We start from the raw sequence: 26317 nt of genomic DNA on the forward strand, positions 1-26317 counted from the left end.
CTTCCGGGATTCCCGCTTTCCCTGCCAGGCCGTACTGCCATGCTCCTGCCCTACTTCGACTACCAAAGCCCCCTGGGTGCACGCTACCGCTATGTGGTGACCGGCCAGATGCTGTCCAGCGGCTACGAATGGGTGGCCAAGCTCTGGCGCGACGGCGAGAAGCAGCCGGCCTTGCGCGGCCGCCTGCCGGAGGCGAGCAGCGCCATCGAGGAAGCCCGTCTGCGGGCGGCGGTGGAAGCGGCGATCCGCGCAACCGACGCGGTTGCCGCCTGAAGTCTGCCGGCGCTAGTGGCGGTAGAAGTCCGGCTCGCCGGGCGGACGCCGCCGGAAGCGCTTGTAGCCCCACCAGTACTGCTCCGGGCAGGCACGCACGCACCGCTCCAGACCGGCGTTCATCGCAGCGGTGGAGATCAGCACATCGGGGTCGTAGATGCCAGCCGGCGCTTCCAGGTAATGGCCGATGTAGCCGCGTGCGCCGGGCAGACGCTCGCCCCACATGAACACCACCGGCGCGCCGGACTCGGCCACCAGCCGGGCGATCAGCGTCGGCGTGTGCGCCGGCACGCCGAGGAAGGGCACGAACACGCCACGGCCTTCCGGCGGATCGTGATCGGGCATGTAGTACACGCCCAGCCCCTCGGCCAGCAGCGGCAGCGCGGCACGGCGCACGCCGGCCTCGGCCTTGACCATACGGCCGCCGAAGCGGCAGCGGCCGCGCAGTGACAAGTCGTTGAGCGCGCCCTTCTGCGGCTTGTAGAGGCCGTAGAAGGGATAGCTGGCCGACATCGGGATTGCCACCGCCTCGAAGGCGCCCTGGTGCAGGGTCAGCAGGATCACGCCCTTGCCCTGGGCGAAGGCGCGGTCCAGCACCTCGATGTTGCGCCACTCGCGCACGCCCTCGCGCACCGCGCGCGCCGGGCCGAGCCAGACCCGCGCGGTCTCGACATAGGTCATGAATTCCTGCGCCAGCGAGGCGCGGACGATACGCGCCTGCTCGGCGGCGCTCAGCTCCGGCAGGCAGTGGGCGATGTTGATCAGCCCCACGCGCTTGCGGCTGGAATTGCTGATCCACAGCAGCCAGCCGATGAAACGCCCCAGGCCTTGCAGGACAGGCAGCGGCAACCAGGCCAAAACGGTGAACAGGACGCGCATCGGCGGGGCTCGATGGGGCAGGAATGAGGGGCGGCAGCCTAGCAGCTTGCCGCCCCTTGTCACTCCGCCGATGGGAGGGCGTCCCGCGAATCTCAGGCCGCTTGCAGCAGCACCACGCTGCCCTGACCGCCGTCGGCGCAGATGCTGACGATGGCCAGCGTGCCGCTGGGCATCGCCGCGAGCTCCTTCACCGCCTGGCTGAGGATGCGCGCGCCGGTGGCGCCGAAGGGATGGCCGAGGGCGACGCTGCCGCCATTGGGATTGACCCGCTCGCGCGGGAAGCCGCCCAGCTCGGCCGTGACGCCGGCGCGGTCCCTGAGAAAGGCCTTGTCCTCCAGCGCCTTGATGTGGAACAGCACCTGCGCCGAGAAGGCCTCGTGGATCTCCCACAAGCCGACATCGCTGTACTTCAGCCCGCGCCGCGCCAGCAGCCGCGGGATGGCGAAGGCCGGCGCCATCAGCAGGCCCTCGTGGCGGAAGTCGATGGCGGCGATCTCCCAGTCCACCAGCTTCACCTTGGGCGTGTTCGCCGGCAGCTTGCCCAGGCCGGCCTCGGTGCCGACCCAGATCGCGGCGGCGCCATCGGTGAGCGGCGAGGAATTGCCGGCGCTGAGCGTGCCCTGGCCGCTGGTACGGTCGAAGGCCGGCGGCAGCTTGCCGAGTTTTTCCAGCGTGGTGTCCTTGCGCGGAATGCCGTCGCGTTTGGTTTCACCGACCGGGATCACCAGATCGTCGAAGAAGCCGCGCTCCCAGGCCGCCACCGCGTTGCGGTGGCTGTCGTAAGCCGACTGATCCTGCTCGGTGCGGCCGATCCGCCATTCCTTGGCGGTGATCTCGGTGTGCTCACCCATGCTCTTGCCGGTGGTGCGGTTGGTCACCGCCGGGATGTAGAGGCCGACATCGGCGAGCTTGAGGCTGGCGAGGTGGCCCAGCTTGTCGCCGATGGTCTTGGTCTTCTGGAACTTGCGCAGCCAGTCCGACAGCGTCTGGCCGAGGCCGATCTGCACGCGGCTCATGCTCTCCACGCCACCGACCAGCGCGAGCTGGCGGCTGCTGTCGTTGAGCATGCCGGCCGCCTCGATGGCGCCGATCATGCTGGTCGAGCAGGCCATGATGGTGGAGAAGGCGGTGATGGTCGGCGGCGCGCCGGCCTCCATCAGCACCTCGCGGGCGAGGTTGCTCCAGGTGAGATTGGGGACGACGCTGCCCCAGACCGCGAAGTCGGGCTGCGCGCCATCGAGGCGCGCCAGCATCGCCTGCACCACCGGCACCGACAGGGCAATGGCGTCCTGCGCGGCCAGCGCGCCGTCGACCTTGGCGAAGGGCGTGCGGACGCCGGCGGCGATCCAGGCCTGGGGGGTTTTGAGGCTGCTCATGAGGGAACTCCTGTTGGAAGACGAGGGGTCAGGCGGCACGGCGCAAGCCACGCACGGCGGCAATGCCAAGAGCCAGGAAGACGATCAGCAGCAAGCCCTGGCCGAGCGCGAAGCCGGGCGACTGGTCGCTGGGCACCAGCGCATGCAGCGCGGGAATCTTCAGAAAAGCCTGCACCAGCGTGACAAAGGCATCGAGGTAGATCGCGACCGCCAGCGTCGCGCCGTAAGCCGTGCGCCAAGCACCGGCGAGCTGCCGACTCCAGCGTGCGTAGATGGTCACCGCCAGCAGGCCCAGCGACAGGATGCCGAAGGCATGCGAGGGCAGGAACTTGATGAACGGAAAGCCAAAGCCGGTGGCGCTGGTCAGCAGCAGCAGCACGAGGGTCACAGTTGCCAGGCCCGGCAGCGCCTTGCCGGCCTTCCAGCCGAACAGCAGGGGCAGACCGGTGAACAGCGCGGCGAGGCTGATCAGCACATGGATCAGCGTGTAGGTTTGCAGGTCGAACATGGCGGACTCCTTTCTCTATTCGTAAGAAAACGAGGGATGCTGGAACGGGTTCACTGCTTGTAGCGCGGTGCCGCCCGGTTGAGTGACAGCCTTGGCGCCATCTGCAGGCGCGCTGCGGTGTAGGCCTGCCAATCGGCGGGATCGGGCAGCGAGGGAATGCTGATCAGCTCGCCCTGATCGAGTCCGGCGAGCGCGGCGTCGACCATCTCGTCCACCTCCATCAGCATCTCCTTGGGCAAGTGATCGACCGCCGCACCCCAGATGGCGGTGCGGGTCGCACCCGGCAGCACCGCCTGCACGCGCACGCCGTGCGGCCGGAGTTCTTCCTGCAAGGCCTGGCTGAAGTTGATGAGGTAGGCCTTGCTGCCACTGTAGACGCCATTGAAGCGCTCCGGCAGCAGGGCGGTGACCGAGGCGATGTTGATGATGGCTCCGGACTGCTGGGCGATGAAGCCCTCGGCGGCGGCCAGCGCCAGGCGGGTGGGCACGATGCTGTTGAGCTGGAGCATCGCCTCCAGCCGGTCGGGATCGGCGGCGATCATCGCGCCGGTCACCGCCACCCCGGCGTTGTTGACCAGGATGCCGATGCGCTCGTCGCCGCGCAGCTGGGTTTCCACGGCGGCGAGATCGGCGCGCTGGCCGAGGTCGGCGATCACGGTTTCGACGCGAACGCCGGTCTGCTCGCGCAGGGTCTGCGCGACCGCCTCCAGACGGCTGCGGTCGCGGGCGACCAGGATCAGATCGTGGCCGCGGCGGGCCAGGCGGTCGGCGTAGACGGCGCCGATGCCGGAAGAGGCGCCGGTGACGAGGGCGGTGCCGGGCTGGGTAGTGATGCTGTTCATGTGGCGATCTCCGAAGCGGGGTGCCTGGCGCGGCCGCCGGGCTTGGAGACAGCTTGCGCGGCAAAGGCGCGGCGCGGAATCAGGGCCCGCGCAAGCTCACTTTGCAGATTTGCAAAGACCCTCCCGGCGTCGGCGAGCGATGGCGACGGGCTGCGGCGGCGGCCACGAACTGGCAAGCTGATTGCGCGGAGCCGCCAGCCATTCCGCCAGGACCCTGCCGCATGAGCGCTTCCGACCTCGACTGGAACGACATCCCGCTGCTGCTGGCCTTGGCCAAGGCCCGCAGCATGAGCGCGGCGGCGCGCGAGCTGGGTCTGGATGTCTCCACCATCAGCCGACGGGTGGCGGCGGTGGAGACGAGCATGGGCACGCGGCTGTTCATCCGCAGCAACCGAGGCTACGAGCCCACCGATGCCGGCGCGGTGTTCGTCGCCCACGCCGAGCGGGTGCTGGGCGAGGTGCAGGCGCTGCGGCTTGAAACCCGGGCCGAGGCCGAGGGCGTGCAAGGTCCGGTGCGGCTGACCTCGGTGGATGCGCTGTTCGACCACTGGCTGATCGCGCGACTGCCGGAACTGCTGCAGGCCCACCCGGGCTTGCAGGTACACCTGCTCGCCGACAACCACAATCTCTCCTTCACCCGCCGCGAAGCGGACTTCGCCTTGCGTCTGGGACAGCCCACCGAGGATGCGGCGCTGCGCATGCGCAAGGTCGGCACGCCAGGGTTTGCGGTCTATGGCACGGCACGCTACGCCGGCCTGCCGCGCGAACGCTGGGGCGAGCAGCCCTGGCTGGGCTACGGCGAGGAGCTGGCCGGCACCCTGGAAATGCAATGGTTGCGGAGCCTGCGACCGGAGCCGCGCCAGGTTCTGCAGGTCAGCAGCTTGAGCAGCCTGATCCGCGCCTGCGAAGCCGGACTGGGCCTGGCGCTGCTGCCCTGCCTGCTCGGTGAACCGTCGGAACTGTGCCGCCTGAGCGCCGGCGTGGAGCTGCGCCGCGAACTCTGGCTGCTCTCGCACCGCGACGCCGCCGGCATCCGCCGCTTCCGGGTGGTAGCCGACTGGTTGCAGCAGCGCCTACAGGCCGATGCCCAGCTGCTCGCCGGCGACTAGCTCGCGCCTGCCCGCCTGGCGGCGGGCAAAAAAAACCGCGCCCGGAGGCGCGGTTTCTTGTTGCAGCGTCTGATTTAGACGGCGCGGATGCGCGTGGCCTGCATGCCCTTCATGCCACGGGCGGCCACGTATTCAACCTTCTGGCCTTCGGTGAGGGTCTTGAAGCCCTCGCCCTGGATTTCCTTGAAATGCGCGAAGAGATCTTCGCCGCCAGCCGAGGGGGTGATGAAGCCGAAACCCTTGCTGTCGTTAAACCACTTCACGGTACCGATGGAGACGTCGCTCATGTTGTTTCTTCCTAACTTGATACGGGCAAAACCGCCCGCTGGGCTTGTGCACTCAAGAAAGAAAGCTCGTGAAGTAAAGACAACCGTGAAGACGGAAGTGTTAACGCAGGACTCTAATGCTTGACGTACAGCGACGCGGATCATGCGCGCTCGGGGAGCCCTTGTCGAATCGGTGCGGCTGAAAACCGGACGATTGGTGACCGATTCAGCGGCCGTTGGTCAGGCCGGGTCCGCTCGTTTGTCTTCTGGTGGCAGCCGGATCAACTCATCGGTCTTCCGGCGGCAGCCGGATCAGTTCACTTGTCTTCCGGCGGTAGCCGGGTCAGCTCATCTGTCTTCCGGCGGTAGCCGGAAGACCGGCAAGCGCAGATTCCAGACGATGGCGGCGATGCGCAGGCCGAGGATCGCCAGCATGCCGGCGCCGGCGGCGAGGTTGGTCTCCAGGCCCTGGCCGATCAGCAGCACGTACAGCGAGCAGCCGAGGATGATGGCGGTGGCGTAGAACTGGCCCTGGCGGAAGATCATCGGGATGTCGTTGCAGAGCACGTCGCGCAGCAGGCCGCCGAAGCTGCCGGTGATGACGCCCATCACCACCGCGATCACACCATCGTGACCGAGGCCGACGGCGATGCGCGCGCCGGCGATGCCGAACAGCGCCAGGCCGAGCGCGTCGGTGGTTTCCAGCACCCGCTCGGGGATGCGCCGGCGGCGCGCGTAGAGCAGGGTGAAGGCGGTGGCGGCCAGCGCCGCCTGCAGATACGAGGGGTTGGCGATCCAGAACACCGGGCGGTCGAGCAGCAGATCGCGCACGGTGCCGCCGCCGATGGCGGTGACGCCGGCGATCACCGCCACGCCCAGCCAGTCGAACTGCCGGCGGCCGGCCACCAGGGCGCCGGCCACCGCGCTGGCGGCGACGCCAATGAGGTCCAGCCATTGCCCCAGCGTGCTCATGCCGAGCGCGTGCGCAGCCAGTCGGCGGCCAGCGCCCAGGTGGTGGCGGGCGCCTTGCTGCCGGCGAACACGCCAGCGTGCCCCCCCGGCGCCAGGGCGAAGCGCTTGTCGGCGCTGGCGACGATGTCCATCACCTTGCGCGCCGCCTCGACGGTGACGATCTTGTCGCTGGTGCCGGCAATCGCCAGCAGGGAGGCGTCGATGCGGTCGAGCAGGGCTTCCTGGTCCTTGCCCAGCGGCACCCGGCCTTTCGACAGCGCGTTGTCCATGCCCACCCGCACCACGAAGTCCTGGACGATGCCGCCGGGGTAGGCGTGCATGTCATTGAACCAGGCGGCCATGGTCTGGTGCTGCACCACGTAGTCGCGGTCCCAGAGATTCATCAGCAGATCGACATAGCTGGTGAGCGTGCCCAGCGGATTGGTGAGCTTGAAGGCCAGCGAGGACACCCAGCCGGGCACATTGAGCCGCGCCGGGTCGAGTTTGTGGATGCGGAATCCGGTGTAGCGACGCACCAGCTTGATCGGCCCGCGCATGGCCGCCAGCAACTGGCCGGCGACCCCGGCCTGGTGGGCGTCGATGGGGCTGGCGATGGTGACGATGTTCTTGATCTGGCGGTCGTGCGACCAGCCGGCATAGATCAGGCAGAACAGCCCGCCCATGCAGTAACCGAGCAGCGACAGGCTCTTCAAGCGCGCGTGGCGGCGCACCGCCGTCAGCGCCTCGGGCAGCAACTGCGTGGTGTAGTGGGAGAGGCCATAGGCGGAGTGGTCGCGCTCCGGGCTGCCGAAGTCCACCAGATACACCTTGTAGCCCTGGGCGAGCAGGTAGCGCACCAGGCTGCGCTGCGGCAGCAAATCGAAGTTGAGCGGGTCGGCCGCCAGCGGCGGCACCAGCACCACCGGCACCCGGTGGGGCTTGCGCCGCACCGGCACACGCTCGCCGCCGATCTCGATCTCGTCCTCGCTCAGCGGCAGATAGCGGCGCACCGACAGCAGGCCGCTCTGGTGGATCAGCTCGTAGGGCGTCTGGTCGGCGGCGACGAAGCGGTCGGCGTCGCTCAAACGCTCGACGGCGTGCGTGAGCCAGAGCGTGGCGCGCTCGGCCTGCTGACTCAGGCGGTCGGGGATGCGGTCGGTGAGGGGCATGAAGACTCGGAGTAAGGGCCTCATCCGGAAAGGGGCGGAGGACCGGGTGCGTGCCACAATTCTACCGAGACCCCGCTTGCCGCCCTGCCATGACCCTCGCCGCTGCCACTCCCGTCGTGCTCGACTCCGTCGAAGCTGCCGTCGATGCCCTGATCGCCCGCGTCGGCAAGGATCTCCGCATCGGCCTGCCGCTGGGCCTGGGCAAGCCGATTGAGCTGGTCAACGCGCTCTACGCCCGCGCCAAGGCCGATCCGACGCTGTCGCTGACCATCCTCACCGCGCTGTCGCTGGAAAAGCCGGTGCCCGGCTCGGAGCTGGAGGCGCGCTTCCTGCAACCCTTCATCGACCGCGTGTTCGGCGACTGCCCGGACCTCGCCTACATGCTCGACCTGCGCGCCAACCGGCTGCCGGCCAACGTCCAGATCAAGGAGTTCTTCTTCAAGCCCGGCAGCAATCTCGGCAACGCCCACGCCCAGCAGCACTACATCAGCACCAACTACAGCTTCGCCGCGCGCGATGTCTTCAACCAGGGCTGCAATGTGGCGGCGCAGATCGTCTGCAAGCGCGAGACGGCGGAAGGCAGCCGCTACTCGCTGTCCTGCAATCCCGACACCGGCCCGGAACTGATCGGGCTGCTGCGCGAGAGCGGGCGGCCGCACGCGGTGATCGGCCTGGTCAACCAGAACCTGCCGTTCATGGCGCACGACGCCGAGGTGGGGCCGGAGTTGTTCCACTTCCTGGTCGATCACCCGCGCTACAGCACCACCCTGTTCTCGACCCCGAAGATGGCGGTGACCACGCCCGACTACGCCATCGGCCTGTACGCCGCCAGCCTGGTGCGTGACGGTGGCACCTTGCAGATCGGCATCGGCGCGCTGGGCGACGCCATCGTGCACGTCTTGCAGGCCCGCCACGCCAGCAACGCGCTGTTCCGCGAGGCCGCGCGCAGCCTGGGCGCCAGCGAGGAATACGGCGCGCTGATCGAGCGCTGCGGCGGTCTGGCGCCTTTCGAGCAGGGCCTCTACGGCGCCACCGAGATGTTCGTCGATGGCTTCTGGCAGTTGCTCAAGAGCGGCATCCTCAAGCGCAAGGTCTACGACCACTGGGCGCTACAGCAACTGGTCAACGACGGCCGTTGCCGCCCGGAGCGGCTGGAACCCGAGCTGCTCGACCAGCTCGTCACGCTCGGCGTGGCGCGGCTCGATGCCCGCGAGTTCGGCCTGCTGCGGAAGCACGGGGTGTTCAGCGATGCGCTGCGCTGGCAGGACGGCGAGCTGCTGTTGCCGGACGGCAGTCGCGTGGCCGCCGATCTCGGCGATGCCGGCGTGCGTCGACGGCTGGCGCAGCAGGGGCTGGGCAGCGCCCTGCGCGAGGGCGTGCTGCTGCACGGCGGCTTCTTCCTCGGCCCGCGCGACTTCTACCAGGGCCTGCACGAGATGAGCGAGGCGCAGCGCCGCGAGATCTGCATGACCGGTGTCAACAAGGTCAACCAGCTCGACCTCGATCCGCGCCTGTACCGGCTGCAACGCCAGCACGCGCGCTTCATCAACACCGGCCTGATGGCGACCCTCTCCGGCGCGGTGGTCAGCGACGGCCTCGCCAACGGCCAGGTGATTTCCGGCGTCGGCGGCCAGTACAACTTCGTGGCGATGGCGCACCAGCTGGACTCGCCGAGCGTCGGCGGCCGCTCGATCCTGCTGGTGCGGGCAGTGCGCGACAAGGAGGGCAAGACTTCGGAGCCGTCCTCCAACGTCGTCTTCAACTACGGTCACTGCACCATCCCGCGCCACCTGCGCGACATCCTGATCACCGAGTACGGCATCGCCGACCTGCGCAGCAAGACCGACAGCGAGGTGGCGAAGGCGACGCTCAACCTCGCCGACTCGCGCTTCCAGCCCGCGCTGCTGGCCGAGGCGCAGCGCGCCGGCAAGATCGAGGCCGGCTACCGGATTCCGGAGCGCTTCCGCAGCAACACGCCCGCCGCCCTGGAGCAGAAGCTCGACCGCTTCCGGCGCCAGGGACTGTTCCCGGCCTTCCCGTTCGGCACCGACCTGACCGAGGAGGAGATCCGCCTCGGCAAGGCGCTGAAGGCGGTGAAGAAGGCGGCCTCGGCCAGCCCGAAGTGGCTGCTGGCGCTGCAGGCGCTGCGGCCGCAGGCCGTGCCCGCCGAGTTACGGCCCTACCTGGAACGCATGCAGCTGAGCAATCCGCGCAGCGTGCAGGACAAGGTGGTCCGCATGCTGCTGTTGCAGGCGCTGCGCCGCGGCTGAGCCCCAAAAAAAAGCCCCGGCAGGACCGGGGCTTCGACCGCGCCGCGAGCGCCTTCAGTTGGGAAAGGGCACGCTGGCGTAGGTGCGCGCCGCGAAGGCGGCGTACTCGGCACGGCTGAGGCCGGCCTTGGGCTTGATGCGCGCCTGCTTGGCCCCCGCCACCTCGCTGATCTCGGCATCGAGGATGCCCAGCTGCAGCGCCACCGCCAGATGCCCGTACAGCGCCGGGTCGATCTCGGCGGCGTCGACCACCGGCACCGCCTTGCCATCGGCATCGCTGACGCTCAGCGCGGTGTTGGCGGCGATGGCCTTGGCGGCGGCTTCGTGACCGGTGGCCTGCACCAGGGCGTAGGCGACCTGCTCACGGCTGGCGGCGGCCTGGGCCTCGAAGCGGCTGCCGGAGAGCAGCATCAGCGGCGCCGACTCGACGCTGCGATCCATGATCAGCTGGCCCTTGCGGGTGACCGCCTCCGAGGCCAGTGACAGCAGCGCGTTGTCAGCGACGTCGGCGAACTTGGCGCTGCCGGCGATGGCGCGGGTCTGGCGCAGGCCCCATTGCATCAGGTACTCGGCGAGCAGGCCGCGGGTGAGCACGGCATCCGGCTCGAACCTGGTACCGGCGCCGTCGACCAGCCGCCGCGACACCGCGAACAGCACCTGCTGCTCCAGCGGGTGGCCGACCACATCATCGAGGCCCACCGGCGTGCCGGCCAGGAACTGCTCGACGCTAACATCGGCGGTGGCCGGCGGCGCGATGCCATTGCTCATGCCGGTCGGGTCCAGCGGCACGCCGGACACCGAGCCGATGCCACGCATCTGCACCGTCCAGGTGCCGGCCATGCCGGGCGCGGTGGCGGCGACGTTGGCGCCCAGCACCGGCAGCGCGATGCTGGAGCCGTAGCGATTGCCCGCCGGGTCGATCAGCAGCACCGCGCAGGTGCAGACCGGGGCGTCGGGCATGGAGTACTTGGCGACCACCAGCGCGGTATCGGCGCCCACCTCGAACTCCTGCACGGTGCTGAGCGCGCCGGTGGGCTCGAAGATCAGCGAGTAGGTTTCGCTCTGGCTGCCCGCGAAGCCGGTGCTGGCAAAGGCGCCGCGCAGCAGCTTGTTGGCGGCGCCGTAGTCCTTGCGCAGGTTCAGCGCCATCGCCAGGGCGGCTTCGACATTGGCGAAGCCGGCGCCGGCCTCCCAGGCGGCGTAGCCGGGCATGTTGGTGGCGGTGGCCTTGAAGATCGGCTTGATCTCGCGCCAGGTCAGCGCCGGATTGGCTTCCAGCAGCAGCGCGGTGAGGCCGGCGAGGTGCGGCGCCGCCATGCTGGTGCCGGTCTTGTGGGTGTAGTACGGAATCTGCGCCAGCGGGATGTCGCCGGCGGCGATGTCGGCCTCGGTATCCAGCGGCGCGAAGGGATCGGCGGCGATGGCGCGGCTGGAGATGATGTCGGTGCCGGGGGTGACCACGGTCGGACGGTCCTCGACAATCATCGTCTCGCCGTCCACCACCACCTCGTAGACGCCGCCGCTAGGGCGGCCGCGCGAGCTGCTGGGCGCGAGCAGGCCGGTCTTCTCGCCGTTGCCGGCGGTGAGCACCCAGGGCGCCTTCTTGAAGTTGCCGGTGATGGTGCCGTGGCCGGAGCCGGAGTTGCCGGCCGAGAACACCACGATCACGCCACGGTCGGCGAGCGCCTTGGTGGCGATATTGGTCGGGTCTTCAGGATCGAAGCAGGTGTCGATGTCGCCGGTGTTGCCGAAGCTGTTGGTGACGATGCGGAGGTTGTATTCCGGGTGCTCGTCCAGCGTCTGCATGGCGTAGTCGAAGCCGCCGATGGTATCGAGCACCAGCAGCACCGCGCCGGAGCCATAGCCGATCAGGCTGGCGCCCTTGGCAGCGCCGGCGAACTTGCCGTCCGAGGCGCTGCCATCACCGGCGGCGATGCCGGCGACGTGGGTGCCGTGCGAGCCGCCGAGGTCGGTGTTGGGCACGCCCTCGGTGGGCGTGAACGGGAACATCTTGCGGTCCACCAGACCGAGGTCGAGCAGGCCCTGGAGGTTGGTGTGGCCCTGCACGTTCTCGATCACCTTGCTGCCGAAGGCGAGGTCGGGATGCAGACCATCGACGCCGGAGTCGTTGACCAGGATGGTCACGCCCTTGCCGGTGATCGCTTCGCCGGCGGCGTTCTTCAGCTCCGGCGCGGTCTGGGCCTGATCGACCGAGGTCAGGTAGCGGGCCACGTCGTCGTCGTAGCTGAGCCGGTCGTTGAAGCGCACCGAGCGCACGCCCGGCAGCTTCTGCAGGGCCTGGATCTGCGCCTTGGTGGCGATCAGGCCGGCGATCGGCAGCTTCTGCATGAACACGCCGCCGAGACCCAGGCCTTCCAGCAGCTTGAGTTGCGACAGGCCCAGCGGGCCCTTGCCTTCGAAGCTGACGATCACCGAGGCGGTTTCGGCCGGGCCGAGCAGTGCCAGGCGCTGTTCGGTGACGGTATTGGCGTCGATGCATTCCTTGCTGACGATTTCCAGCGGCGGCGGGGTCAGCGGCTCCGGCGTGACCACGGAGGCCGGGCCTTCGCTGCTGCTACCGCAGGCCGCGAGCAGGGGCAGAAGCGCGAACGCGGCAAGCGCCGTGCGCGGGCGGGACATCAGAAGCATGGGACTCTCCGGAAAGGGAACGGAGAGTTAACGGCGCAATGACAACCTGGTTTACTCGTCAGATGACGGAAGCCGGCGGAATTTTCAGACCCGGCCGGCCGGCGGCCCCTGCGCCACCACCGATTCGTGGATGTAGGCGGACTTGCCGCTGGCGAGGTCGAGCACCTCGTACCAGCCCAGGTGCTTCGGCACCAGCCGCCCCAGACGCACCTGCCCGGCCGGCACCATGGCACTGGGCGCGGCCTTGAACGAGGGTGCATCGCGCAGCACCGCGCGCTTGAGCACGGTGAGCTGATAGCTGGCCTGCGCGAGCGGCGTGGCGGCGATGCCGGCAGTGGCCAGCCGCACCGTCTCCGAGGGCTTGGTCACCACCGGCTTGGCCGCCGACGGCGGCGGGGCCGGGGCCCGGCTCACCGCCGGCTGCGCGAGGGCGGCGGCGGTTGCCGGCACCAGCACTGCGACGGTCGGCCGCGCCGCCGCGCGCACCTGCGCCTCGATGGCGGCGGCCTCGCGCTCGGCCTGCTGGGTGACCAGCGCAGCCAGGCGGGCGCAGGCGCCTTCCTGCACCGAGCGGCGCTTGAGGCCGGTGATCAGCACGCCACGCTGTTCGTAGGGACGGTCGTAGACCAGCTCGATGACGCTACGGCAACGGGCATCGCCCAGCGCCTGGACCTCGGCGGAGCCGTTGACTTCCTCTTCCGGCGTCAGCGCCACCCGCAAGGCGCGGGCGCTGCCGAACAGGCCGCGCACCGCGTCGGCCTGCAAGCTGGCCGCGACACTGGTCAAGGCGTCATTCGCCAGCGCCAGGCCGGAGGGAGCCGCCAGGCACAGGGCGAGAGCCACGGAGAGGAGAGAACGGCAGGCCATGTCTGGGTACCTGACGAGAGATTCTGGTTGAGTATGCCGCCGCTCGTCCGACTACACCACGCCGCCCGTCGATTACGCCATGGGTAAAACTTGCTTATCCCAGGTAGGTGTAGCCGCTCAACCCCGCTTCCAGCTCGGCCAGCAGCGTCGCCTGCTCCCCGGCCGGCAGGCGGCTGGCGGCGAGCTTGCGACGGTAGCTCTGGGCCAGCTCTTCCGGCGCCAGATGCACGTAGCGCAGCAGCTCGTCGGTGCGGTCGCCCTGCTCGGGGTCGTCCAGGCGCCAGCCCTCGGGCGCCGCCGGGTCCAGCACCACGTTGACGGCATTGGTATCGCCGAACAGGTTGTGCATGTCGCCGAGAATCTCCTGGTAGGCCCCGACCATGAAGAAGCCCAGCAGATAGGGTTCGCCAGGGCGCAGCGGGTGCAGCGCCAGCGTCGGCGTCAGGCCTTCTCGGTCGACGTAGCTGTCGAGCCGGCCGTCGGAGTCGCAGGTGAGGTCGCAGAGCCGCGCGCGCAGTTCTGGCGCCTCGTCGAGGCGGTGGATCGGCAGGATCGGGAACACCTGGTCGATGGCCCAGGCATCCGGCACCGACTGGAACACCGAGAAGTTGCAGAAGTACTTGGCGCTGAGCCGCTCGCGCAGCAGCTCCAGCGCCTCGCGATGGGCGCGCACGCCGGCGTCCAGCAGGGGGATCACCGCCCGCGCGGTGGCGTGGGTGGCCTGTTCGGCCCAGGCGCGGCCGGCGAGGCTGAGCTTGCCTTCGGCGTACTGGGCGTGGGCCTCGGCGAGCAGGGCGTCGGCCTCGTGCAGGCTTTCCAGCGGCCCGCGCTCGACGATCTCGTGCAGGCAGTCCCACAGTTCGTGCAGCACTGGCGCAGCCTCCTCGGCCGGCGCCTCCAGCGCGCTCTCCGGGATCACCTCGCTGTCAACGACGTTGGCGATCAGCACCGCGTGATGGGCGGTGAGCGCGCGCCCGGACTCGCTGATGAGATCGGGCACCGGCTCGCCGGACTCCGCGCAGACCTCCTGCAAGGTGCGGACGATGCTGCGCGCGTACTCGCGCAGGCCGTAGTTCATCGAGCAGTGCGAGCGCGAGCGGGTGCCCTCGTAGTCGACGCCCAGGCCGCCACCGACATCGACCACCGTGATCGGCGCGCCGAGCCGGCGCAGCTCGACGTAGAAGCGCGCCGCCTCGCGCATGCCGCGCGCCACGTCCTGCACATTGGCGACCTGCGAGCCGAGATGGAAATGGATCATGCCCACCGCTGACATCAGCCCGGCCTGACGCATCATCTCCAACGCCTGCAGGATCTGCGGGGTGGTGAGTCCGAACTTGCTCTTCTCGCCACCGGTGTTCTGCTGGGTGGACTCGCTCATGTTGGCCAGGCGTACGCGCAGGCCGATCAGCGGCGCGACTTCGAGATGCTTCGACTCCTCGATCACCAGCGGCAGCTCGCTGAGCTTCTCGACCACGATGTAGACCTTGTGGCCGAGCTTCTGGCCGATCAGCGCGCGACGGATGTAGGCGCGGTCCTTGTAGCCGTTGCAGACGATCACGCTGCCCGGCCGCGCCAGGCCGAGCACCGCCGCCAGCTCCGGCTTGCTGCCGGCCTCGATGCCGACCCGCTCGCCGCCGTGTTCGAGGATGGCCTCGACCACCGACTTCTGCTGGTTGACCTTGATCGGGTAGACCGCCGTGTAGCGACCGCCGTATTCGTATTCGCGGATCACCTCGGCGAAGGCCCCGGTGAGCGCATCGACGCGGTCGCGCAGGATGTCGGTGAAGCGCACCAGCACCGGCAGCTCCAGCCCCTCGCGCGGCAGGCGCGTCGCCAGCGCCGCCAGGTCCACCGCCGGCCCGGTCTTGAACGGCCGCACGGTCAGGTGTCCGGCGGGATTCACGTCCACATAGCCCTCGGACCACTGCGGGATGTTGTAGAGCGCGCGCGCTTGACTGGGCTGCCAACTCATGGGGGGGACCTGATAGCCTATTCGGCGGGGAAGTGGGAGCAGTTCAACGCTCTATGGCATCGCTGCGGCGTGCGTAGGGTAGCGGCTGGCGCCGCCACTGCAAGCACGCGTCAAGGAAGACGTTTCAGCGCCGCCCCGCGCAACGGTTCTTCCCACGAGTGACGCGGCCCCGAGGCAATGATCCAACACCGTAACGACATTGATGGCCTGCGCGCCGTGGCCGTGGGACTGGTGGTGCTGTTCCACCTCGATTTTCCGGTCTCCGGTGGCTTCGTCGGCGTCGATGTGTTCTTCGTCATCTCCGGCTATCTGATCACCGCCATCCTGCGCGACGACCTGGCCTCCGGCCGCTATTCCCTGCTGGAGTTCTACCAGCGCCGCGCCCGGCGCATCCTGCCGGCACTGGCGGTGGTGCTGCTGGCAAGCACCCTCGCCGCCCTGGTGTTGCTGCTGCCGAGCGGGCTGCGCGGCTACGGTCTCAGCCTGGCCAGCACCGGCCTGTTTGCCTCCAACTTCTACTTCTGGTCCGACGCCGGCTATTTCGCCGGCGCCGCCGAGTCGCGCCCCCTGCTGCACACCTGGTCGCTGGCGGTGGAGGAGCAGTTCTACCTGCTGTTTCCCCTGCTGCTGGCCTTCTTCCACCGCCACGCCCGCAGCGGTTTGCGACTCGCTCTGGCCGCCCTCGCGGTCGGCTCTCTGCTGTACAGCGAGTGGCAACTTCGTCGGGCGCCGGAAGGCGCCTTCTATCTGCTGCCCTCGCGGGCCTGGGAGTTGCTGCTGGGCTCGCTGCTGGCCATGGGCAGCGTCCCCCGCATCCGCAACGCAGCGCTTCGCCAGGGGCTGGGGTGGCTGGGTCTGGCGGCGATTGTCTACGCCGCCTGCACCTACACCGAAAAAACCCGCTTCCCTGGCCTGGCGGCGCTGGCGCCCTGCCTGGGCGCCGCGCTGCTCATCCACAGCGGTGGCGATACCCAGGTCGCGCGCCTGCTGGCCCTGCGCCCGGTGCGTTTCGTCGGCCTGATCTCCTATTCGCTCTACCTCTGGCACTGGCCGCTGATCGTGTTCTACCGCGAGGGCCTGCTCGGCGACTACGGCTTGCCACAGCGTCTGGGCCTGCTGGCGGCTTCGCTGGCGCTGGCGGTGCTGAGCTGGCGCTACGTGGAGACCCCGTTCCGCCAGCTGGACCGCCATCGCTGGCCCGCCGCCCGCTTGCTGCCCGCCGCCGTCGCAGCCCTGCTTGGCACCGTCGCCCTGGGCGCGCTGTTGCGGATCGACGGCCTGCCGCAACGCTTCAGCCCCGCCGAACGCGCCATGGCCGCCTGGCTCGACTACGACCGCGATGCGCAGTTCAGAGCCGGTCGCTGCTTCCTGAGCAGCGGCGGCGATTTCCGCCAGTACGACACCGGCCTCTGCCTCGCCGAATCCGAAGATCGCCCCGACGTGCTGCTGATCGGCGATAGCCACGCCGGCCACCTCTGGGAGGGGTTGGCGCGGCAGTTCCCGGAGATCAATCTGCAACAGGCCACCGCCTCCGGCTGCCTGCCGCTGCTCAAGGCCGAGGGCGCCGCACGCTGCACCAAGCTGATGCGATACATCTTCGAACAGCATCTGACCCGGCATCGGCCCGATGCCATTCTGCTGTCGGCGCTCTGGCCGGGCTGGAAGCTCGATGAGCTGGTGAGCACGGTGCACTACCTGCGGCAGTACAGCCCGAGGGTCGTCGTGCTTGGGCCGGTCACCGGCTACCGCATTGGCGAGCACTACCGGGTGCCGCTGCCGCAGCTGCTGGCCTTGAGCCAGCATCGGCAACAGCCCGAGCTGATCGGCCAATACCTTTCGCGCGAACGTCTGCAAACCGATCAGACCATGCGCCAGCGCTTCGCCGCCGAAGGCCTGGAATACGTCTCGGCCATCGATCCGCTTTGCGCGAACGCCGCCTGCCGCACCCTGACCCCGGAAGGCGTGCCCATGCAGTTCGACCATGGCCACCTGACCCCGGATGGCGCCCGCTGGCTGGCCGGGCAATGGCGCGACAGCGGCGCACTGGATTTCTGAAGCCCAGGCGACCGGCTGTCATGGGCTTGTCGGGCGGTCGGCCCTATACTCGCGGCCCCGCAATTTCCGCTGCAAGGAACACCGCCATGTCCCTCGACCAGACCTGGGTCACCGAAGCCATCGACGCCACCGGCACCGCCTTCGCGCTCAAGGGCAAGAAGCTGCACGAGGAGCAGACGCCGTACCAGAAGATCGAGATCTTCGAGACCGAGACCTTCGGTTATCTGATGACCATCGACGGCTGCACCATGGTCTCCACCCGCGACAACTTCCTCTACCACGAGATGATGTCGCACCCGGCGCTCAACTCGCACCCGAACCCGGAGACGGTGGTGATCGTCGGCGGCGGCGATTGCGGCACGCTGCGCGAAGTGCTGAAGCACAGCGAGGTCAAGTCCGCCACGCAGGTGGAGATCGACGAGCGCGTGACCCGCCTGTCCGAGCAGTATTTCCCGGAGCTCTGCGACAAGAACGGCGATCCGCGCGCCACCCTGTTCTTCGGTGACGGCATCCAGTGGATGAAGGACGCCGCCCCCGGTTCCATCGACGTCATCATCATCGACTCCACCGACCCGGTCGGGCCGGCCGAGGGCCTGTTCGGCAAGAAGTTCTACCTCGACTGCATCAAGGCCCTGAAGCCCAACGGCATGCTGGTGCAGCAGTCGGAGTCGCCGCTGCTGCACCTGGAGCTGATCAAGGAAATGCACGCGGCGATGAAGGAGGCCGGTTTCGTCGAAACCACCCTGCTGCACTTCCCGCAGGTGATTTATCCGAGCGGCTGGTGGAGCGGCTCGATCGCGCTCAAGCAGAAGGGCTCGCTGGTGTCGCGTCTGGACCAAGCCGACGCGCTCGACACCCAGTTCTACAACCGCGAGACCCACAGCGCCGCATTCGCGCTGCCGAGCTTCGTCAAGAAGGCACTGGCCTCGATCTGAGGCGCGGCGGCGGCAGGCGGTCTCAGCGATCCGCCGCCGGCGCGCCAGCGTCGGCGCGCACGACCGCCAGCAGCTCCTGGTAGATCAGCCGCGCGGCATCGTCACGGCAGTAGTAGTCGCGCGCCTGATCGGCGTCGGCACGCTCCAGCGCCATCTGCCGTTCCGACAGGCGATAGACGTTTCCGGCCGGGTCCCGGCCGTACAGCGTCGTCGATTGCGCCATGCTGGCGGCCCGCTCGCGCAGGTCGGCGCAGCGGCGTTGCACTTCCGTCACCAGTTCCGCCGGCGCCGTCGCGGTCGCCTCCCCGGCGATGAAGCGCCGGGCGATGCTCTGCCGGGTCAGCCGTTCCGCCAACCGGCTCTGGTCATCGAAATGCACCACGCCCTGCGCGTCCACCCACTTGTAGACGCTGCCGGCGGCCCCTGCCGCCAGCGGCAGAGCCAGGGCCAGGCACAGGCCGGCGGCTCGGTGCATCAGCGGCTCTCACAGGCGGACTGCACCTGCTCCCGGGTCAGGTTGAGCAGCTTCTGCCGCTCGGCATCGGTGTAGGTGCGCTGCTTGCCGAGAGCATCGGTCTCGGTGATGGTGCTGGCGCTCTCGTAGGTGGTCAGCCGCTCGCGCAGGCGCGTGCATTCGGCCGCTTTCTCCTCGGCGTTTGGGTCGGGCCGGGCGACTCCCTGCACACCGCTGCCCGGCTTCACCAGCACCTGCTCGGATTTCGGTGCGGCCACGTCGCTGTAATGGACGCGGCCCTTGTCATCGACCCAGCGGTAGGTCTTGGCCTCGCCGGCTTGCAGGCCCGATAGCAGCGGCAATGCCAGCAGCAGGAAAAACACCGGAAGCTTGCGGACCATGGGCAGTCTCGACGGGAGGCAGTGCGCCGAGTCTAGCGCAGGCATTCCGGGATCAGGCCCTGGGTAGAATCGGCGTATGCGCTTGAGCACTTTCCTGCTGGGCATCCTGGCCGCCGCGATCCTGGGCGGGGGCGTCTGGGACTACCAGACCCGCGAACAGGCGCGTCTGCGGCTGCGCGTGCTCGCCGCACAGCTGGAACCGCTGGGACAGCTGCAATACCAGGAGCTGCGCGCCCATCCCTGGGGGCAGGGCAGCGTGGAGCAGCTGCGGTTTCTGCCCAGCCCCGACACCGCCCGCCGCCTGCGGCTGCCGGCGGGTGCCGAGCTGCGCGTCGACGCGCTGGAGGTCGACCGCTATCGCGAGTCCGGCGACGGGATTCCGGAAAAGTTCGAGGCCCGCCTGCGAGGACTGCATTGGCCGGCGTCGACGACGGTCACCAGCGGGCCGGAAGTCGGCGATCCGGCGGAGCAGCCGCTGCCCAGCCTGGGCGAACTCGGGTACCAGGAGCTGCGCTTCGACGGCCGTTTGCGGCTGCAATACCTGCGCGACGCCGGCGCCCTGCAACTGGCCTTCGCCCTGCGCGATCCGTCGGCGGCGAGGCTCGACGGCGAGCTGAGCCTGTTCGCAGAGCCAGCCGTGTTTCGCGGCGAATGGCAATCCCTGACACTGAGCCAGCTGCGCCTCGACTACCGCGATCTCGGCCTGCTGGCACGGCTCAAGCCCCTGTTGGCGCTGCGCGCGCGGGTCAGCAACGAAGGCCTGGATGCGGCCCTGGTGACCCGCCTGGAGCGGGAAACCCGGCAGCGCGGACTGCGCTGGCCGGCCGAGGACTACGCGGCGCTGGTCGGCTTTCTGCGTGAGGCTCGCGGCCTGCGTATCCGCATGGACCCGCCCGGCGAGCTGCGGCTGCGCGATCTCCCGCTCTATGCCGAAGCCGACCTGCCGCAGGTGCTGGGCCTGGAACTGCGGCCGCCGCCCGTCGGCGCCACCACGCCGCCATGAGCCACTGGCCCGACCTGCCCTGTCCCTTGCAACTGGCGGCCGGCGAGTACGCCTGGTGCGCCTGCGGCGACACGCGCAATGCGCCGTTCTGCGAGGGCCGCGAGAACTGCGCGCCAGTCCGCTTCACGGTGCGGCCACGGCGCAATGTCGAAACCCAGTGGCTGTGCGGCTGCCGGCGCACCAAAACCGCGCCGTTCTGCGACGGCAGCCACAACAAAAAAGGCCGCTGACGCGGCCTCTGGATTTGCAGCGGGGATAGCGCGCGGCTTCAGACCGCTTCGATACCGGTCTCGCCGGTGCGGATCCGCACGGTCTGGTCGAGGTCGTAGACGAAGATCTTGCCGTCGCCGATGTTGCCGGTCTTGGCCGATTTCAGGATCGCGTCCACCGCCTTGTCGACCATCTCGGGCGCCACCGCCACTTCCAGCTTGACCTTGGGCAGCAGGTCCACCTGGTATTCGGCGCCGCGATACAGCTCGGTATGCCCCTTCTGCCGGCCGAAGCCGCGCACCTCGGTCACCGTCATGCCCTGCACGCCCAGGTCGGCCAGCGCCTCGCGCACGGCGTCGAGCTTGAACGGCTTGATGATGGCGATGAGCATTTTCATGACGAATCTCGGCGTGGCTGGCTGGAAGCCACAGTTTAAACCCTAATCCCCAGGTGACGAAGCCGAATCGGCCACGTCGCGTCCGCGACAAACATCGTCCACAAAAAAGGGGCCGGTTCTAGCGAACCGGCCCCAGGCTTCAACCCCCTGGAGGAGATGTCAGCCGGCGCTCCTCGCAGAGCGCCGGTACCGCAGTACTAGTCGTGGTAGGCCTGCTCGCCATGCTCGGCGATGTCCAGACCTTCGGATTCCTGCTCTTCGGTGACGCGCAGGCCGACGGTGAACTTGCAGATCAGCAGGGCGACGGCGGACACCACCGCGCTCCAGACGATGGCGATCAGCACCGCCTTCACCTGGATCATGATCTGGGCGCTGTCGTAGCCGAACGCCGGGCCGACCCAGCCATCGGTGACGTAGCCGGCACCACCCTTGGCGGGATCAACGAAGATGCCGGTCAGGACCGCACCGATGATGCCGCCAACCGCGTGGACACCGAAGGCATCGAGCGCATCGTCATAACCCAGCGCCTTCTTGAGGAAGGAAACCGCGAGGAAGCAACCCAGACCGCCGGCCAGACCCACCCAGAGCGCGCCCTGGATGCCGACGAAACCGCAGGCCGGAGTGATGGCGACCAGACCGGCGATGGCGCCGGAGAGGATGCCGAGCAGGCTCGGCTTGCCCTTGATGATCCACTCGGCGAAGAACCAGGTCAGCGCCGCGACCGCAGTGGCGAACAGGGTGTTGCCGAAGGCCAGCACGGCGTAGCCGTTGGCTTCGAGGTTGGAGCCGGCGTTGAAGCCGAACCAGCCGAACCACAGCAGCGAGGCGCCGATGGTGGTCATCACCAGGCTGTGCGGAGCCATCTGCACCTTGCCGTAACCGGTGCGCTTGCCCAGGAAGATGGCGGCGACCAGACCGGCGATACCGGCGTTGATGTGCACCACGGTGCCACCGGCGAAGTCCAGCGCGCCGAGCTGCCAGAGGTAGCCAGCGGTAGCGTTCAGATCAGCCACGACCTCGGGAGAGGTGTAGGCATCCGGACCGGGCCACCACCAGACCATGTGCGCCATCGGCAGGTAGGCGAAGGTGAAGAAGATCACCGAGAACAGCAGCACGGCCTTGAACTTCATGCGCTCGGCGTAGCCGCCGGCGATCAGGGCGATGGTGATGGCGGCGAAGGTGAGCTGGAAGAAGGCGAACGCCAGTTCCGGGATCAGCACGCCCTTGCTGAAGGTGCCGGTGGGCACGAAGAAGCCGTTGGCGTCGTAGATCACGCCCTTCAGCAGCAGCTTGTCGAAGCCGCCGAAGAAGGCGTTGCCGTTGGAGAACGCCACCGAGTAACCGTAGACCACCCACAGCACCGCGATCAGGCAGAAGATGCCGACCGTCTGGGTCAGCGTCGACAGCATGTTCTTCTTGCGCGCCATGCCGCCGTAGAACAGCGCCAGGCCGGGCAGCGACATCAGCAGCACGAAGGCGGTGGCGACCATCATCCAGGTCACATTGCCTTCATTGAAGACAGGGGCGACCGGAGCCGCTTCCGCCGGAGCGGCCTCGGCGGGAGCCGCTTCGACCGGAGCCGGAGCCGCTTCGGCGGGAGCGGCAGCCGGGGCGGCTTCGACCGCCGCCGCCGGAGCCGGATCCTGCGCGAAGACGGAACCCGCGCCGATGGAACCCAGCGAGGCGCCGAGCGCCAACGCCAGGGAAAGGGAAAGCTTTCGGAGATTCATGTTCTTTATGCTCCTGACTTAGAGGGCTTCCTTGCCGGTCTCACCCGTACGGATGCGAATGGCCTGGTCGAGCGTGAAGACAAAGATCTTTCCGTCACCGATCTTGCCCGTGTGCGCGGCCTTGCTGATGGCTTCCACGGCGCCATCGAGCTTGTCGTCATCGACGGCAACCTCGATCTTGACCTTGGGAAGAAAATCGACGACGTACTCGGCGCCACGATAGAGCTCGGTATGGCCCTTCTGGCGGCCGAAGCCTTTCACCTCCGTCACCGTGATGCCGGCCACGCCGATTTCGGAGAGCGCTTCGCGCACTTCGTCGAGCTTGAACGGCTTGATGATCGCTGAAATCAGTTTCATCAGTTCAACTCCAACTTCATGTTCGGACTGACTTTTCTGCAATGGTGTCCCTGGCGCAGACCGACCGGCACAGCCCCGAAGCCGGCATGGTGGGTGTGCAAACGCATGTTGCGTGCCAAGCCCAAAACCGGCGAATACGGGCGGCTCCGCCGAGCAGTGCACCAAAATTGTGCGTCAGTGCGGCTGAACGCGGCGCGGCGCGGGCGGTTTCCGGGCGCCGCAGGGCCGCGACGCCCGCCTGGGCTAAGCTCCACCCACCACTAGCCCACCACCACTCCGGCGCAATGCCCGCTGCCACACCGCCATGAACCCCAGCACGATCGAGATCGTCGCCACCGCCCTGTTTGCCCTGGCGCTGATCCATACCTTCTCCACCAAGTTCTTCGAGCGGCTGGCGCACCGCCAGCCTCGGCACGCACGGCTCTGGCACCTGGTCGGCGAGGTGGAGATCGTGTTTGGCCTCTGGGCCGTCGCCCTGACTGCGGCGATGATGGCGCTGCAAGGCAAGCTGGCCACCGTCGAATACCTGGACGGCCGCAATTACACCGAGCCGCTGTTCGTGTTCGCGATCATGGTGGTCGCCGCCAGCCGCCCAGTGCTCAACGGCGCCCAGCTACTGGCACAGGGCTTCGCACGCCTGCTGCCGCTGCCCAACAGCATCGCGCTGTACTTCACCATCCTGGCGCTGATCCCGCTGCTGGGTTCATTGATCACCGAGCCGGCGGCGATGACCCTGGCGGCGCTGATGCTGCGCGACCGTTACTTCGGGCAGACGCTTTCAACCCGCATGCGCTACGGCACCCTGGGCGTGCTGTTCGTCAATATCTCCATCGGCGGCGCACTGACTCCCTTCGCGGCACCGCCGGTGCTGATGGTCGCCTCCACCTGGGGCTGGGATCTGGCCTACATGCTGTCCACCTTCGGCAAGCATGTGGTTCCGATCGTGCTCATCAATGCCGCCGGAGCAACCCTGCTGTTCCGCCGCGAGCTGACCGCCATCCGGCTGTCCAGCGAGGGCGCGGATCGTTCGCCGCTGGCGGTGATCGCCCTGCACCTGGCCCTGCTCGGCGGCATTGTCGTGTTCGCCCACCACCCGCCGCTGTTTCTGGGGCTAATGCTGCTGTTCCTTGGCGTCGCCGCCGCCTACCCGCAGTTCCAGAGCCAGCTGATGCTGCGTGAAGCGCTGCTGGTGGCCTTCTTCCTGGCCGGACTGGTGGTACTCGGGGGCCTACAGCAATGGTGGCTGCAACCGCTGCTGCTGCAGATGGACGCCAAGACGGTTTATCTCGGCGCCACCGCCCTGACCGCGATCACCGACAACGCCGCGCTCACCTACCTGGCCTCGCAGGTTCCCGGCCTCAGCGAGGAGTTCAAGTACTACGTGGTCGCCGGCGCCATCAGCGGCGGCGGTCTGACGGTGATCGCCAACGCCCCCAATCCGGCCGGCCTGTCGATTCTGCGCAGCCGCTTCCCGGACGGCGCGGTCAGCGCCCTGGGGCTGTTCCTGGGCGCGCTGGCGCCGACCCTGGTTACCGTCTGCGCCTTCCTGCTGTTCTGAAACTTCTTTTCCAATCCGTACCCGACACCATGTCCGACGCCCCTCGCATCGAAGAACTGGCCGGCAAGCTCGCCGGCCTCCTGCCTCCCGGCCTCAAGACCCTGCGCGCCGAGCTGGAGGACAACTTCCGCGCCGTGTTGCGCGCCAACTTGGAAAAGCTCGATCTGGTTTCCCGCGAGCGCTTCGACGTGCAGGCGGAGCTGCTGGCACGCACCCAGGCCAAGCTGAAGAAGCTGGAGGAGCGGGTGAAACAGCTGGAAACCGGGGGACGTGCCGGCTAGGCACAGATGCTCTAGGCTAGTCCCATAACGAAAGCCCCCTGCGGGGCGAGGGAACGGGATGAATCAGGGTCTGAACGGCAGCCTGCGGCTGCTCGCGATGTTGTCGGTACTGCTGCTGGGTGCGCTGGCGCTGAGCCTGGTGCTCGATCTATTACCGGCTGCGGTACTGGCCGATACCGCCATCAAGGGGCTCTCCAGCCTGGCCATCCTGGCGGTGGTGGCCCTGGTGCTGGGCGTGCTGATGGACCCACGCGGCTAAGCCAATGAGCCTGGCCACCGTCTACTCGCGGGCCCAGAACGGGCTCGCGGCGGACGCGGTGGTGGTGGAGGTGCACTTGGCGCCGGGGCTGCCCGGCCTGTCCATCGTCGGCCTGCCCGAAGCGGCGGTGCGTGAGGCGCGCGACCGGGTCAAGGCCGCCATCGTTACCTGCGGCTACCAGTTCCCCAACAGCCGCCGCATCACCGTCAATCTCGCCCCCGCCGACCTGCCCAAGGAAGGTGGCCGCTTCGACCTGCCGATCGCGCTCGGCGTGCTGGTCGCCTCCGGGCAGATCGCCGCCGAACGGCTGCAGGGCCTGGAGGTGCTGGGCGAGCTGTCGCTGTCCGGCGAGATACGGCCGGTGCGCGGCGCCCTGCCGGCCGCCCTGCGAGCCCGCGAGGCCGGCCGGGCCTTGCTGCTGCCGGAAGACAACCTGGCGGAAGCCGCCCTGGCACGCGACACCCGCCTGCACACCGCCAACCATCTCGCCAGCCTCGCCGCCGCCCTGAACGCCGGCCCGCTGCCGGCCGCCACTGCGCGACCACCAAACGCCACGGCGGCCTGGGCCGGCCCCGACCTCGCCGAAGTGCGCGGCCAGTTCCAGGCCAAGCGCGCCCTGGAGGTGGCGGCCGCCGGCGGCCATTCGCTGCTGATGATCGGGCCGCCGGGCTCCGGCAAGTCGATGCTGGCGCAGCGCCTGCCGGGACTGCTGCCGCCGCTGAGCGAGGCCGAGTCGCTGGAAGTGGCGGCCGTTGCCTCGGTCGCTGGCGCAACACCGGATCTGGCCCGCTGGGGCCTGCCGCCCTACCGAGCCCCGCACCACACTGCATCGGCGGTTGCTCTGGTCGGTGGCGGCTCGCTGCCACGCCCGGGTGAGATCACTCTGGCTCACCGCGGTGTTCTGTTTCTGGACGAACTGCCGGAGTTCGAGCGGGCCGTGCTGGAAGTGCTGCGCGAACCGCTGGAGAACGGCCAGATCACCGTCTCGCGCGCCGCCCGGCAGGCCGATTTTCCGGCCCGCTTCCAGTTGGTGGCGGCGATGAATCCCTGCCCCTGCGGCTATCTCGGCGACCGCAGCGAGCGCTGCCGCTGCACGCCGGACCAAGTCGCACGCTATCGCTCGCGGCTGTCCGGCCCGCTGCTGGATCGCATCGACCTGCAGGTGCTGGTGCCCCGGGTGGAACCGCAGGCGCTCACCGCCCGCGAAGATCGCGTGGAAACCAGCGACGAGGTGCGACAGCGGGTGATGCTCTGTCGCCAGCGGCAGCTGGACCGTCAGGGCAAGCCCAACGCCCAACTGGGCGCGCCGGAGGTCGAACGCCACTGCGCGCCGGACGCCGAAGCGGCGGGCCTGCTGGAACTGGCGATGGCCCGGCTGAGCCTGTCGGCGCGGGCGTACCACCGCACGCTGAAAGTGGCACGCACGCTCGCCGACCTCGGCGGACTGGCGGAGGTCGGCGCCGCGCAGGTGGCCGAGGCCCTGCGCTACCGGGAACTGGACCGCAGCCCGGCCTGAAAAAGAAAGAGGCCGCAATGAGCGGCCTCT

At 68.6% G+C, this 26317-nt stretch carries 26 protein-coding genes; 11 read left to right on the plus strand and 15 right to left on the minus strand.

Annotated features, from left to right (window positions below):
* The first annotated feature begins 39 nt into the window (after positions 1-39).
* A complete protein-coding gene (locus ED208_RS03015; RefSeq protein ID WP_123210359.1) occupies positions 40-273 on the plus strand; it encodes a hypothetical protein in 234 nt (77 codons plus the stop codon).
* A gap of 12 nt (positions 274-285) precedes the next feature.
* Here ED208_RS03015 and ED208_RS03020 read toward each other — a convergent pair whose 3' ends face one another.
* The 4 genes from ED208_RS03020 to ED208_RS03035 form a co-directional block, all read right to left on the minus strand.
* On the minus strand, positions 286-1152 hold the full coding sequence (locus ED208_RS03020; RefSeq protein ID WP_123210360.1) for a lysophospholipid acyltransferase family protein: 867 nt from the start codon (positions 1150-1152) through the stop codon (positions 286-288).
* Positions 1153-1244: 92 nt separating this feature from the next.
* Positions 1245-2528, minus strand: a complete 1284-nt coding sequence (locus tag ED208_RS03025; protein ID WP_123210361.1) for an acetyl-CoA C-acyltransferase — start codon at positions 2526-2528, stop codon at positions 1245-1247.
* Positions 2529-2556: 28 nt separating this feature from the next.
* The gene (locus tag ED208_RS03030; RefSeq protein ID WP_123210362.1) at positions 2557-3036 is read right to left on the minus strand and encodes a hypothetical protein; all 480 of its coding nucleotides are present in this window, start codon (positions 3034-3036) and stop codon (positions 2557-2559) included.
* A 50-nt stretch (positions 3037-3086) separates the two neighbouring features.
* Complete coding sequence (locus ED208_RS03035) at positions 3087-3878, minus strand: SDR family NAD(P)-dependent oxidoreductase (protein WP_123210363.1); 792 nt, start codon at positions 3876-3878, stop codon at positions 3087-3089.
* A gap of 221 nt (positions 3879-4099) precedes the next feature.
* Between ED208_RS03035 and ED208_RS03040 the strand changes: the two genes are divergently transcribed.
* On the plus strand, positions 4100-4987 hold the full coding sequence (locus tag ED208_RS03040; protein ID WP_123210364.1) for a LysR family transcriptional regulator: 888 nt from the start codon (positions 4100-4102) through the stop codon (positions 4985-4987).
* Positions 4988-5061: 74 nt separating this feature from the next.
* On the opposite strand, the gene ED208_RS03045 is transcribed toward ED208_RS03040, so the two are convergent.
* The 3 genes from ED208_RS03045 to ED208_RS03055 form a co-directional block, all read right to left on the minus strand.
* Positions 5062-5274, minus strand: coding sequence for a cold-shock protein (locus ED208_RS03045; RefSeq protein ID WP_123210365.1), 213 nt, complete (start codon positions 5272-5274; stop codon positions 5062-5064).
* A gap of 327 nt (positions 5275-5601) precedes the next feature.
* Positions 5602-6225 carry a trimeric intracellular cation channel family protein gene (locus ED208_RS03050; RefSeq protein ID WP_123210366.1) on the minus strand — a complete coding sequence of 208 codons (624 nt, stop codon included), beginning with the start codon at positions 6223-6225 and terminating at the stop codon, positions 5602-5604.
* A complete protein-coding gene (locus ED208_RS03055; RefSeq protein ID WP_123210367.1) occupies positions 6222-7373 on the minus strand; it encodes an alpha/beta fold hydrolase in 1152 nt (383 codons plus the stop codon). Before ED208_RS03055 ends, ED208_RS03050 begins: the two co-directional genes overlap by 4 nt.
* An 89-nt stretch (positions 7374-7462) precedes the next feature.
* Here ED208_RS03055 and ED208_RS03060 point away from each other — a divergent pair, with 89 nt between their 5' ends.
* Positions 7463-9643 (plus strand): acetyl-CoA hydrolase/transferase C-terminal domain-containing protein, encoded by a 2181-nt coding sequence (locus tag ED208_RS03060; RefSeq protein ID WP_123210368.1) that lies wholly within the window; start codon positions 7463-7465, stop codon positions 9641-9643.
* A 54-nt stretch (positions 9644-9697) separates the two neighbouring features.
* Here the strand turns inward: ED208_RS03060 and ED208_RS03065 are convergent, their stop codons facing one another.
* From ED208_RS03065 to speA, 3 genes are all read right to left on the minus strand, one after another.
* Positions 9698-12292, minus strand: coding sequence for a S8 family serine peptidase (locus tag ED208_RS03065; protein ID WP_123210369.1), 2595 nt, complete (start codon positions 12290-12292; stop codon positions 9698-9700).
* Between the two features lie 84 nt (positions 12293-12376).
* Positions 12377-13159, minus strand: a complete 783-nt coding sequence (locus tag ED208_RS03070) for a hypothetical protein (RefSeq protein WP_123210370.1) — start codon at positions 13157-13159, stop codon at positions 12377-12379.
* A 94-nt stretch (positions 13160-13253) separates the two neighbouring features.
* Entirely contained in the window at positions 13254-15131 is a 1878-nt protein-coding gene (speA, locus tag ED208_RS03075) for a biosynthetic arginine decarboxylase (protein WP_123210371.1), read from the minus strand.
* A gap of 177 nt (positions 15132-15308) precedes the next feature.
* On the opposite strand from speA, the gene ED208_RS03080 reads away from it, so the two are divergent.
* On the plus strand, positions 15309-17186 hold the full coding sequence (locus tag ED208_RS03080) for an acyltransferase family protein (RefSeq protein WP_123210372.1): 1878 nt from the start codon (positions 15309-15311) through the stop codon (positions 17184-17186).
* Positions 17187-17272: 86 nt separating this feature from the next.
* Positions 17273-18121 carry a polyamine aminopropyltransferase gene (gene speE / locus ED208_RS03085; RefSeq protein ID WP_123210373.1) on the plus strand — a complete coding sequence of 283 codons (849 nt, stop codon included), beginning with the start codon at positions 17273-17275 and terminating at the stop codon, positions 18119-18121.
* A gap of 22 nt (positions 18122-18143) precedes the next feature.
* Here speE and ED208_RS03090 read toward each other — a convergent pair whose 3' ends face one another.
* Positions 18144-18596, minus strand: a complete 453-nt coding sequence (locus ED208_RS03090; protein ID WP_123210374.1) for a DUF4124 domain-containing protein — start codon at positions 18594-18596, stop codon at positions 18144-18146.
* Complete coding sequence (locus ED208_RS03095) at positions 18596-18976, minus strand: DUF4124 domain-containing protein (RefSeq protein ID WP_158608403.1); 381 nt, start codon at positions 18974-18976, stop codon at positions 18596-18598. Before ED208_RS03095 ends, ED208_RS03090 begins: the two co-directional genes overlap by 1 nt.
* A 76-nt stretch (positions 18977-19052) precedes the next feature.
* Here ED208_RS03095 and ED208_RS03100 point away from each other — a divergent pair, with 76 nt between their 5' ends.
* Both ED208_RS03100 and ED208_RS03105 read left to right on the plus strand, forming a co-directional pair.
* Positions 19053-19979, plus strand: a complete 927-nt coding sequence (locus ED208_RS03100; RefSeq protein WP_158608404.1) for an aq_1923 C-terminal domain — start codon at positions 19053-19055, stop codon at positions 19977-19979.
* The gene (locus ED208_RS03105) at positions 19976-20209 is read left to right on the plus strand and encodes a CDGSH iron-sulfur domain-containing protein (protein ID WP_123210377.1); all 234 of its coding nucleotides are present in this window, start codon (positions 19976-19978) and stop codon (positions 20207-20209) included. Before ED208_RS03100 ends, ED208_RS03105 begins: the two co-directional genes overlap by 4 nt.
* Before the next feature lie 38 nt (positions 20210-20247).
* On the opposite strand, the gene ED208_RS03110 is transcribed toward ED208_RS03105, so the two are convergent.
* From ED208_RS03110 to glnK, 3 genes are all read right to left on the minus strand, one after another.
* Positions 20248-20586: a P-II family nitrogen regulator gene (locus ED208_RS03110; protein WP_123210378.1), complete on the minus strand. Its 339-nt coding sequence runs from the start codon at positions 20584-20586 to the stop codon at positions 20248-20250.
* A gap of 197 nt (positions 20587-20783) precedes the next feature.
* Positions 20784-22316, minus strand: a complete 1533-nt coding sequence (locus tag ED208_RS03115) for an ammonium transporter (RefSeq protein WP_123210379.1) — start codon at positions 22314-22316, stop codon at positions 20784-20786.
* 18 nt (positions 22317-22334) lie between these two features.
* Positions 22335-22673 (minus strand): P-II family nitrogen regulator, encoded by a 339-nt coding sequence (gene glnK / locus ED208_RS03120; RefSeq protein WP_123210380.1) that lies wholly within the window; start codon positions 22671-22673, stop codon positions 22335-22337.
* 304 nt (positions 22674-22977) lie between these two features.
* On the opposite strand from glnK, the gene ED208_RS03125 reads away from it, so the two are divergent.
* The 4 genes from ED208_RS03125 to ED208_RS03140 are packed head-to-tail and all read left to right on the plus strand — an operon-like array spanning position 22978 to position 26287.
* Positions 22978-24231 carry a putative Na+/H+ antiporter gene (locus tag ED208_RS03125; protein WP_123210381.1) on the plus strand — a complete coding sequence of 418 codons (1254 nt, stop codon included), beginning with the start codon at positions 22978-22980 and terminating at the stop codon, positions 24229-24231.
* A 29-nt stretch (positions 24232-24260) separates the two neighbouring features.
* The gene (locus tag ED208_RS03130) at positions 24261-24512 is read left to right on the plus strand and encodes an accessory factor UbiK family protein (protein WP_123210382.1); all 252 of its coding nucleotides are present in this window, start codon (positions 24261-24263) and stop codon (positions 24510-24512) included.
* 58 nt (positions 24513-24570) lie between these two features.
* Positions 24571-24771 carry a hypothetical protein gene (locus ED208_RS03135; RefSeq protein ID WP_123210383.1) on the plus strand — a complete coding sequence of 67 codons (201 nt, stop codon included), beginning with the start codon at positions 24571-24573 and terminating at the stop codon, positions 24769-24771.
* Between the two features lie 4 nt (positions 24772-24775).
* Positions 24776-26287, plus strand: coding sequence for a YifB family Mg chelatase-like AAA ATPase (locus tag ED208_RS03140; protein ID WP_123210384.1), 1512 nt, complete (start codon positions 24776-24778; stop codon positions 26285-26287).
* Positions 26288-26317: the final 30 nt, after the last annotated feature.

It is taken from the genome of Stagnimonas aquatica, from assembly GCF_003730135.1.
Lineage (GTDB): Bacteria > Pseudomonadota > Gammaproteobacteria > Nevskiales > Nevskiaceae > Stagnimonas > Stagnimonas aquatica.

Bases quoted from the DNA above. Each gene is read 5' to 3' on its own strand.
- ED208_RS03015 (WP_123210359.1), top strand. From the start codon at position 40: ATGCTCCTGCCCTACTTCGACTACCAAAGCCCCCTGGGTGCACGCTAC.
- ED208_RS03090 (WP_123210374.1), bottom strand. From the start codon at position 18,596: ATGCACCGAGCCGCCGGCCTGTGCCTGGCCCTGGCTCTGCCGCTGGCG.
- ED208_RS03080 (WP_123210372.1), top strand. From the start codon at position 15,309: ATGATCCAACACCGTAACGACATTGATGGCCTGCGCGCCGTGGCCGTG.
- ED208_RS03035 (WP_123210363.1), bottom strand. From the start codon at position 3,878: ATGAACAGCATCACTACCCAGCCCGGCACCGCCCTCGTCACCGGCGCC.
- ED208_RS03065 (WP_123210369.1), bottom strand. From the start codon at position 12,292: ATGCTTCTGATGTCCCGCCCGCGCACGGCGCTTGCCGCGTTCGCGCTT.
- ED208_RS03040 (WP_123210364.1), top strand. From the start codon at position 4,100: ATGAGCGCTTCCGACCTCGACTGGAACGACATCCCGCTGCTGCTGGCC.
- ED208_RS03095 (WP_158608403.1), bottom strand. From the start codon at position 18,976: ATGGTCCGCAAGCTTCCGGTGTTTTTCCTGCTGCTGGCATTGCCGCTG.
- speA (WP_123210371.1), bottom strand. From the start codon at position 15,131: ATGAGTTGGCAGCCCAGTCAAGCGCGCGCGCTCTACAACATCCCGCAG.
- ED208_RS03140 (WP_123210384.1), top strand. From the start codon at position 24,776: ATGAGCCTGGCCACCGTCTACTCGCGGGCCCAGAACGGGCTCGCGGCG.
- ED208_RS03135 (WP_123210383.1), top strand. From the start codon at position 24,571: ATGAATCAGGGTCTGAACGGCAGCCTGCGGCTGCTCGCGATGTTGTCG.
- ED208_RS03020 (WP_123210360.1), bottom strand. From the start codon at position 1,152: ATGCGCGTCCTGTTCACCGTTTTGGCCTGGTTGCCGCTGCCTGTCCTG.
- ED208_RS03110 (WP_123210378.1), bottom strand. From the start codon at position 20,586: ATGAAAATGCTCATCGCCATCATCAAGCCGTTCAAGCTCGACGCCGTG.
- ED208_RS03105 (WP_123210377.1), top strand. From the start codon at position 19,976: ATGAGCCACTGGCCCGACCTGCCCTGTCCCTTGCAACTGGCGGCCGGC.
- ED208_RS03100 (WP_158608404.1), top strand. From the start codon at position 19,053: ATGCGCTTGAGCACTTTCCTGCTGGGCATCCTGGCCGCCGCGATCCTG.
- glnK (WP_123210380.1), bottom strand. From the start codon at position 22,673: ATGAAACTGATTTCAGCGATCATCAAGCCGTTCAAGCTCGACGAAGTG.
- ED208_RS03045 (WP_123210365.1), bottom strand. From the start codon at position 5,274: ATGAGCGACGTCTCCATCGGTACCGTGAAGTGGTTTAACGACAGCAAG.
- ED208_RS03070 (WP_123210370.1), bottom strand. From the start codon at position 13,159: ATGGCCTGCCGTTCTCTCCTCTCCGTGGCTCTCGCCCTGTGCCTGGCG.
- ED208_RS03025 (WP_123210361.1), bottom strand. From the start codon at position 2,528: ATGAGCAGCCTCAAAACCCCCCAGGCCTGGATCGCCGCCGGCGTCCGC.
- ED208_RS03115 (WP_123210379.1), bottom strand. From the start codon at position 22,316: ATGAATCTCCGAAAGCTTTCCCTTTCCCTGGCGTTGGCGCTCGGCGCC.
- ED208_RS03055 (WP_123210367.1), bottom strand. From the start codon at position 7,373: ATGCCCCTCACCGACCGCATCCCCGACCGCCTGAGTCAGCAGGCCGAG.
- ED208_RS03060 (WP_123210368.1), top strand. From the start codon at position 7,463: ATGACCCTCGCCGCTGCCACTCCCGTCGTGCTCGACTCCGTCGAAGCT.
- ED208_RS03125 (WP_123210381.1), top strand. From the start codon at position 22,978: ATGAACCCCAGCACGATCGAGATCGTCGCCACCGCCCTGTTTGCCCTG.
- speE (WP_123210373.1), top strand. From the start codon at position 17,273: ATGTCCCTCGACCAGACCTGGGTCACCGAAGCCATCGACGCCACCGGC.
- ED208_RS03130 (WP_123210382.1), top strand. From the start codon at position 24,261: ATGTCCGACGCCCCTCGCATCGAAGAACTGGCCGGCAAGCTCGCCGGC.
- ED208_RS03050 (WP_123210366.1), bottom strand. From the start codon at position 6,225: ATGAGCACGCTGGGGCAATGGCTGGACCTCATTGGCGTCGCCGCCAGC.
- ED208_RS03030 (WP_123210362.1), bottom strand. From the start codon at position 3,036: ATGTTCGACCTGCAAACCTACACGCTGATCCATGTGCTGATCAGCCTC.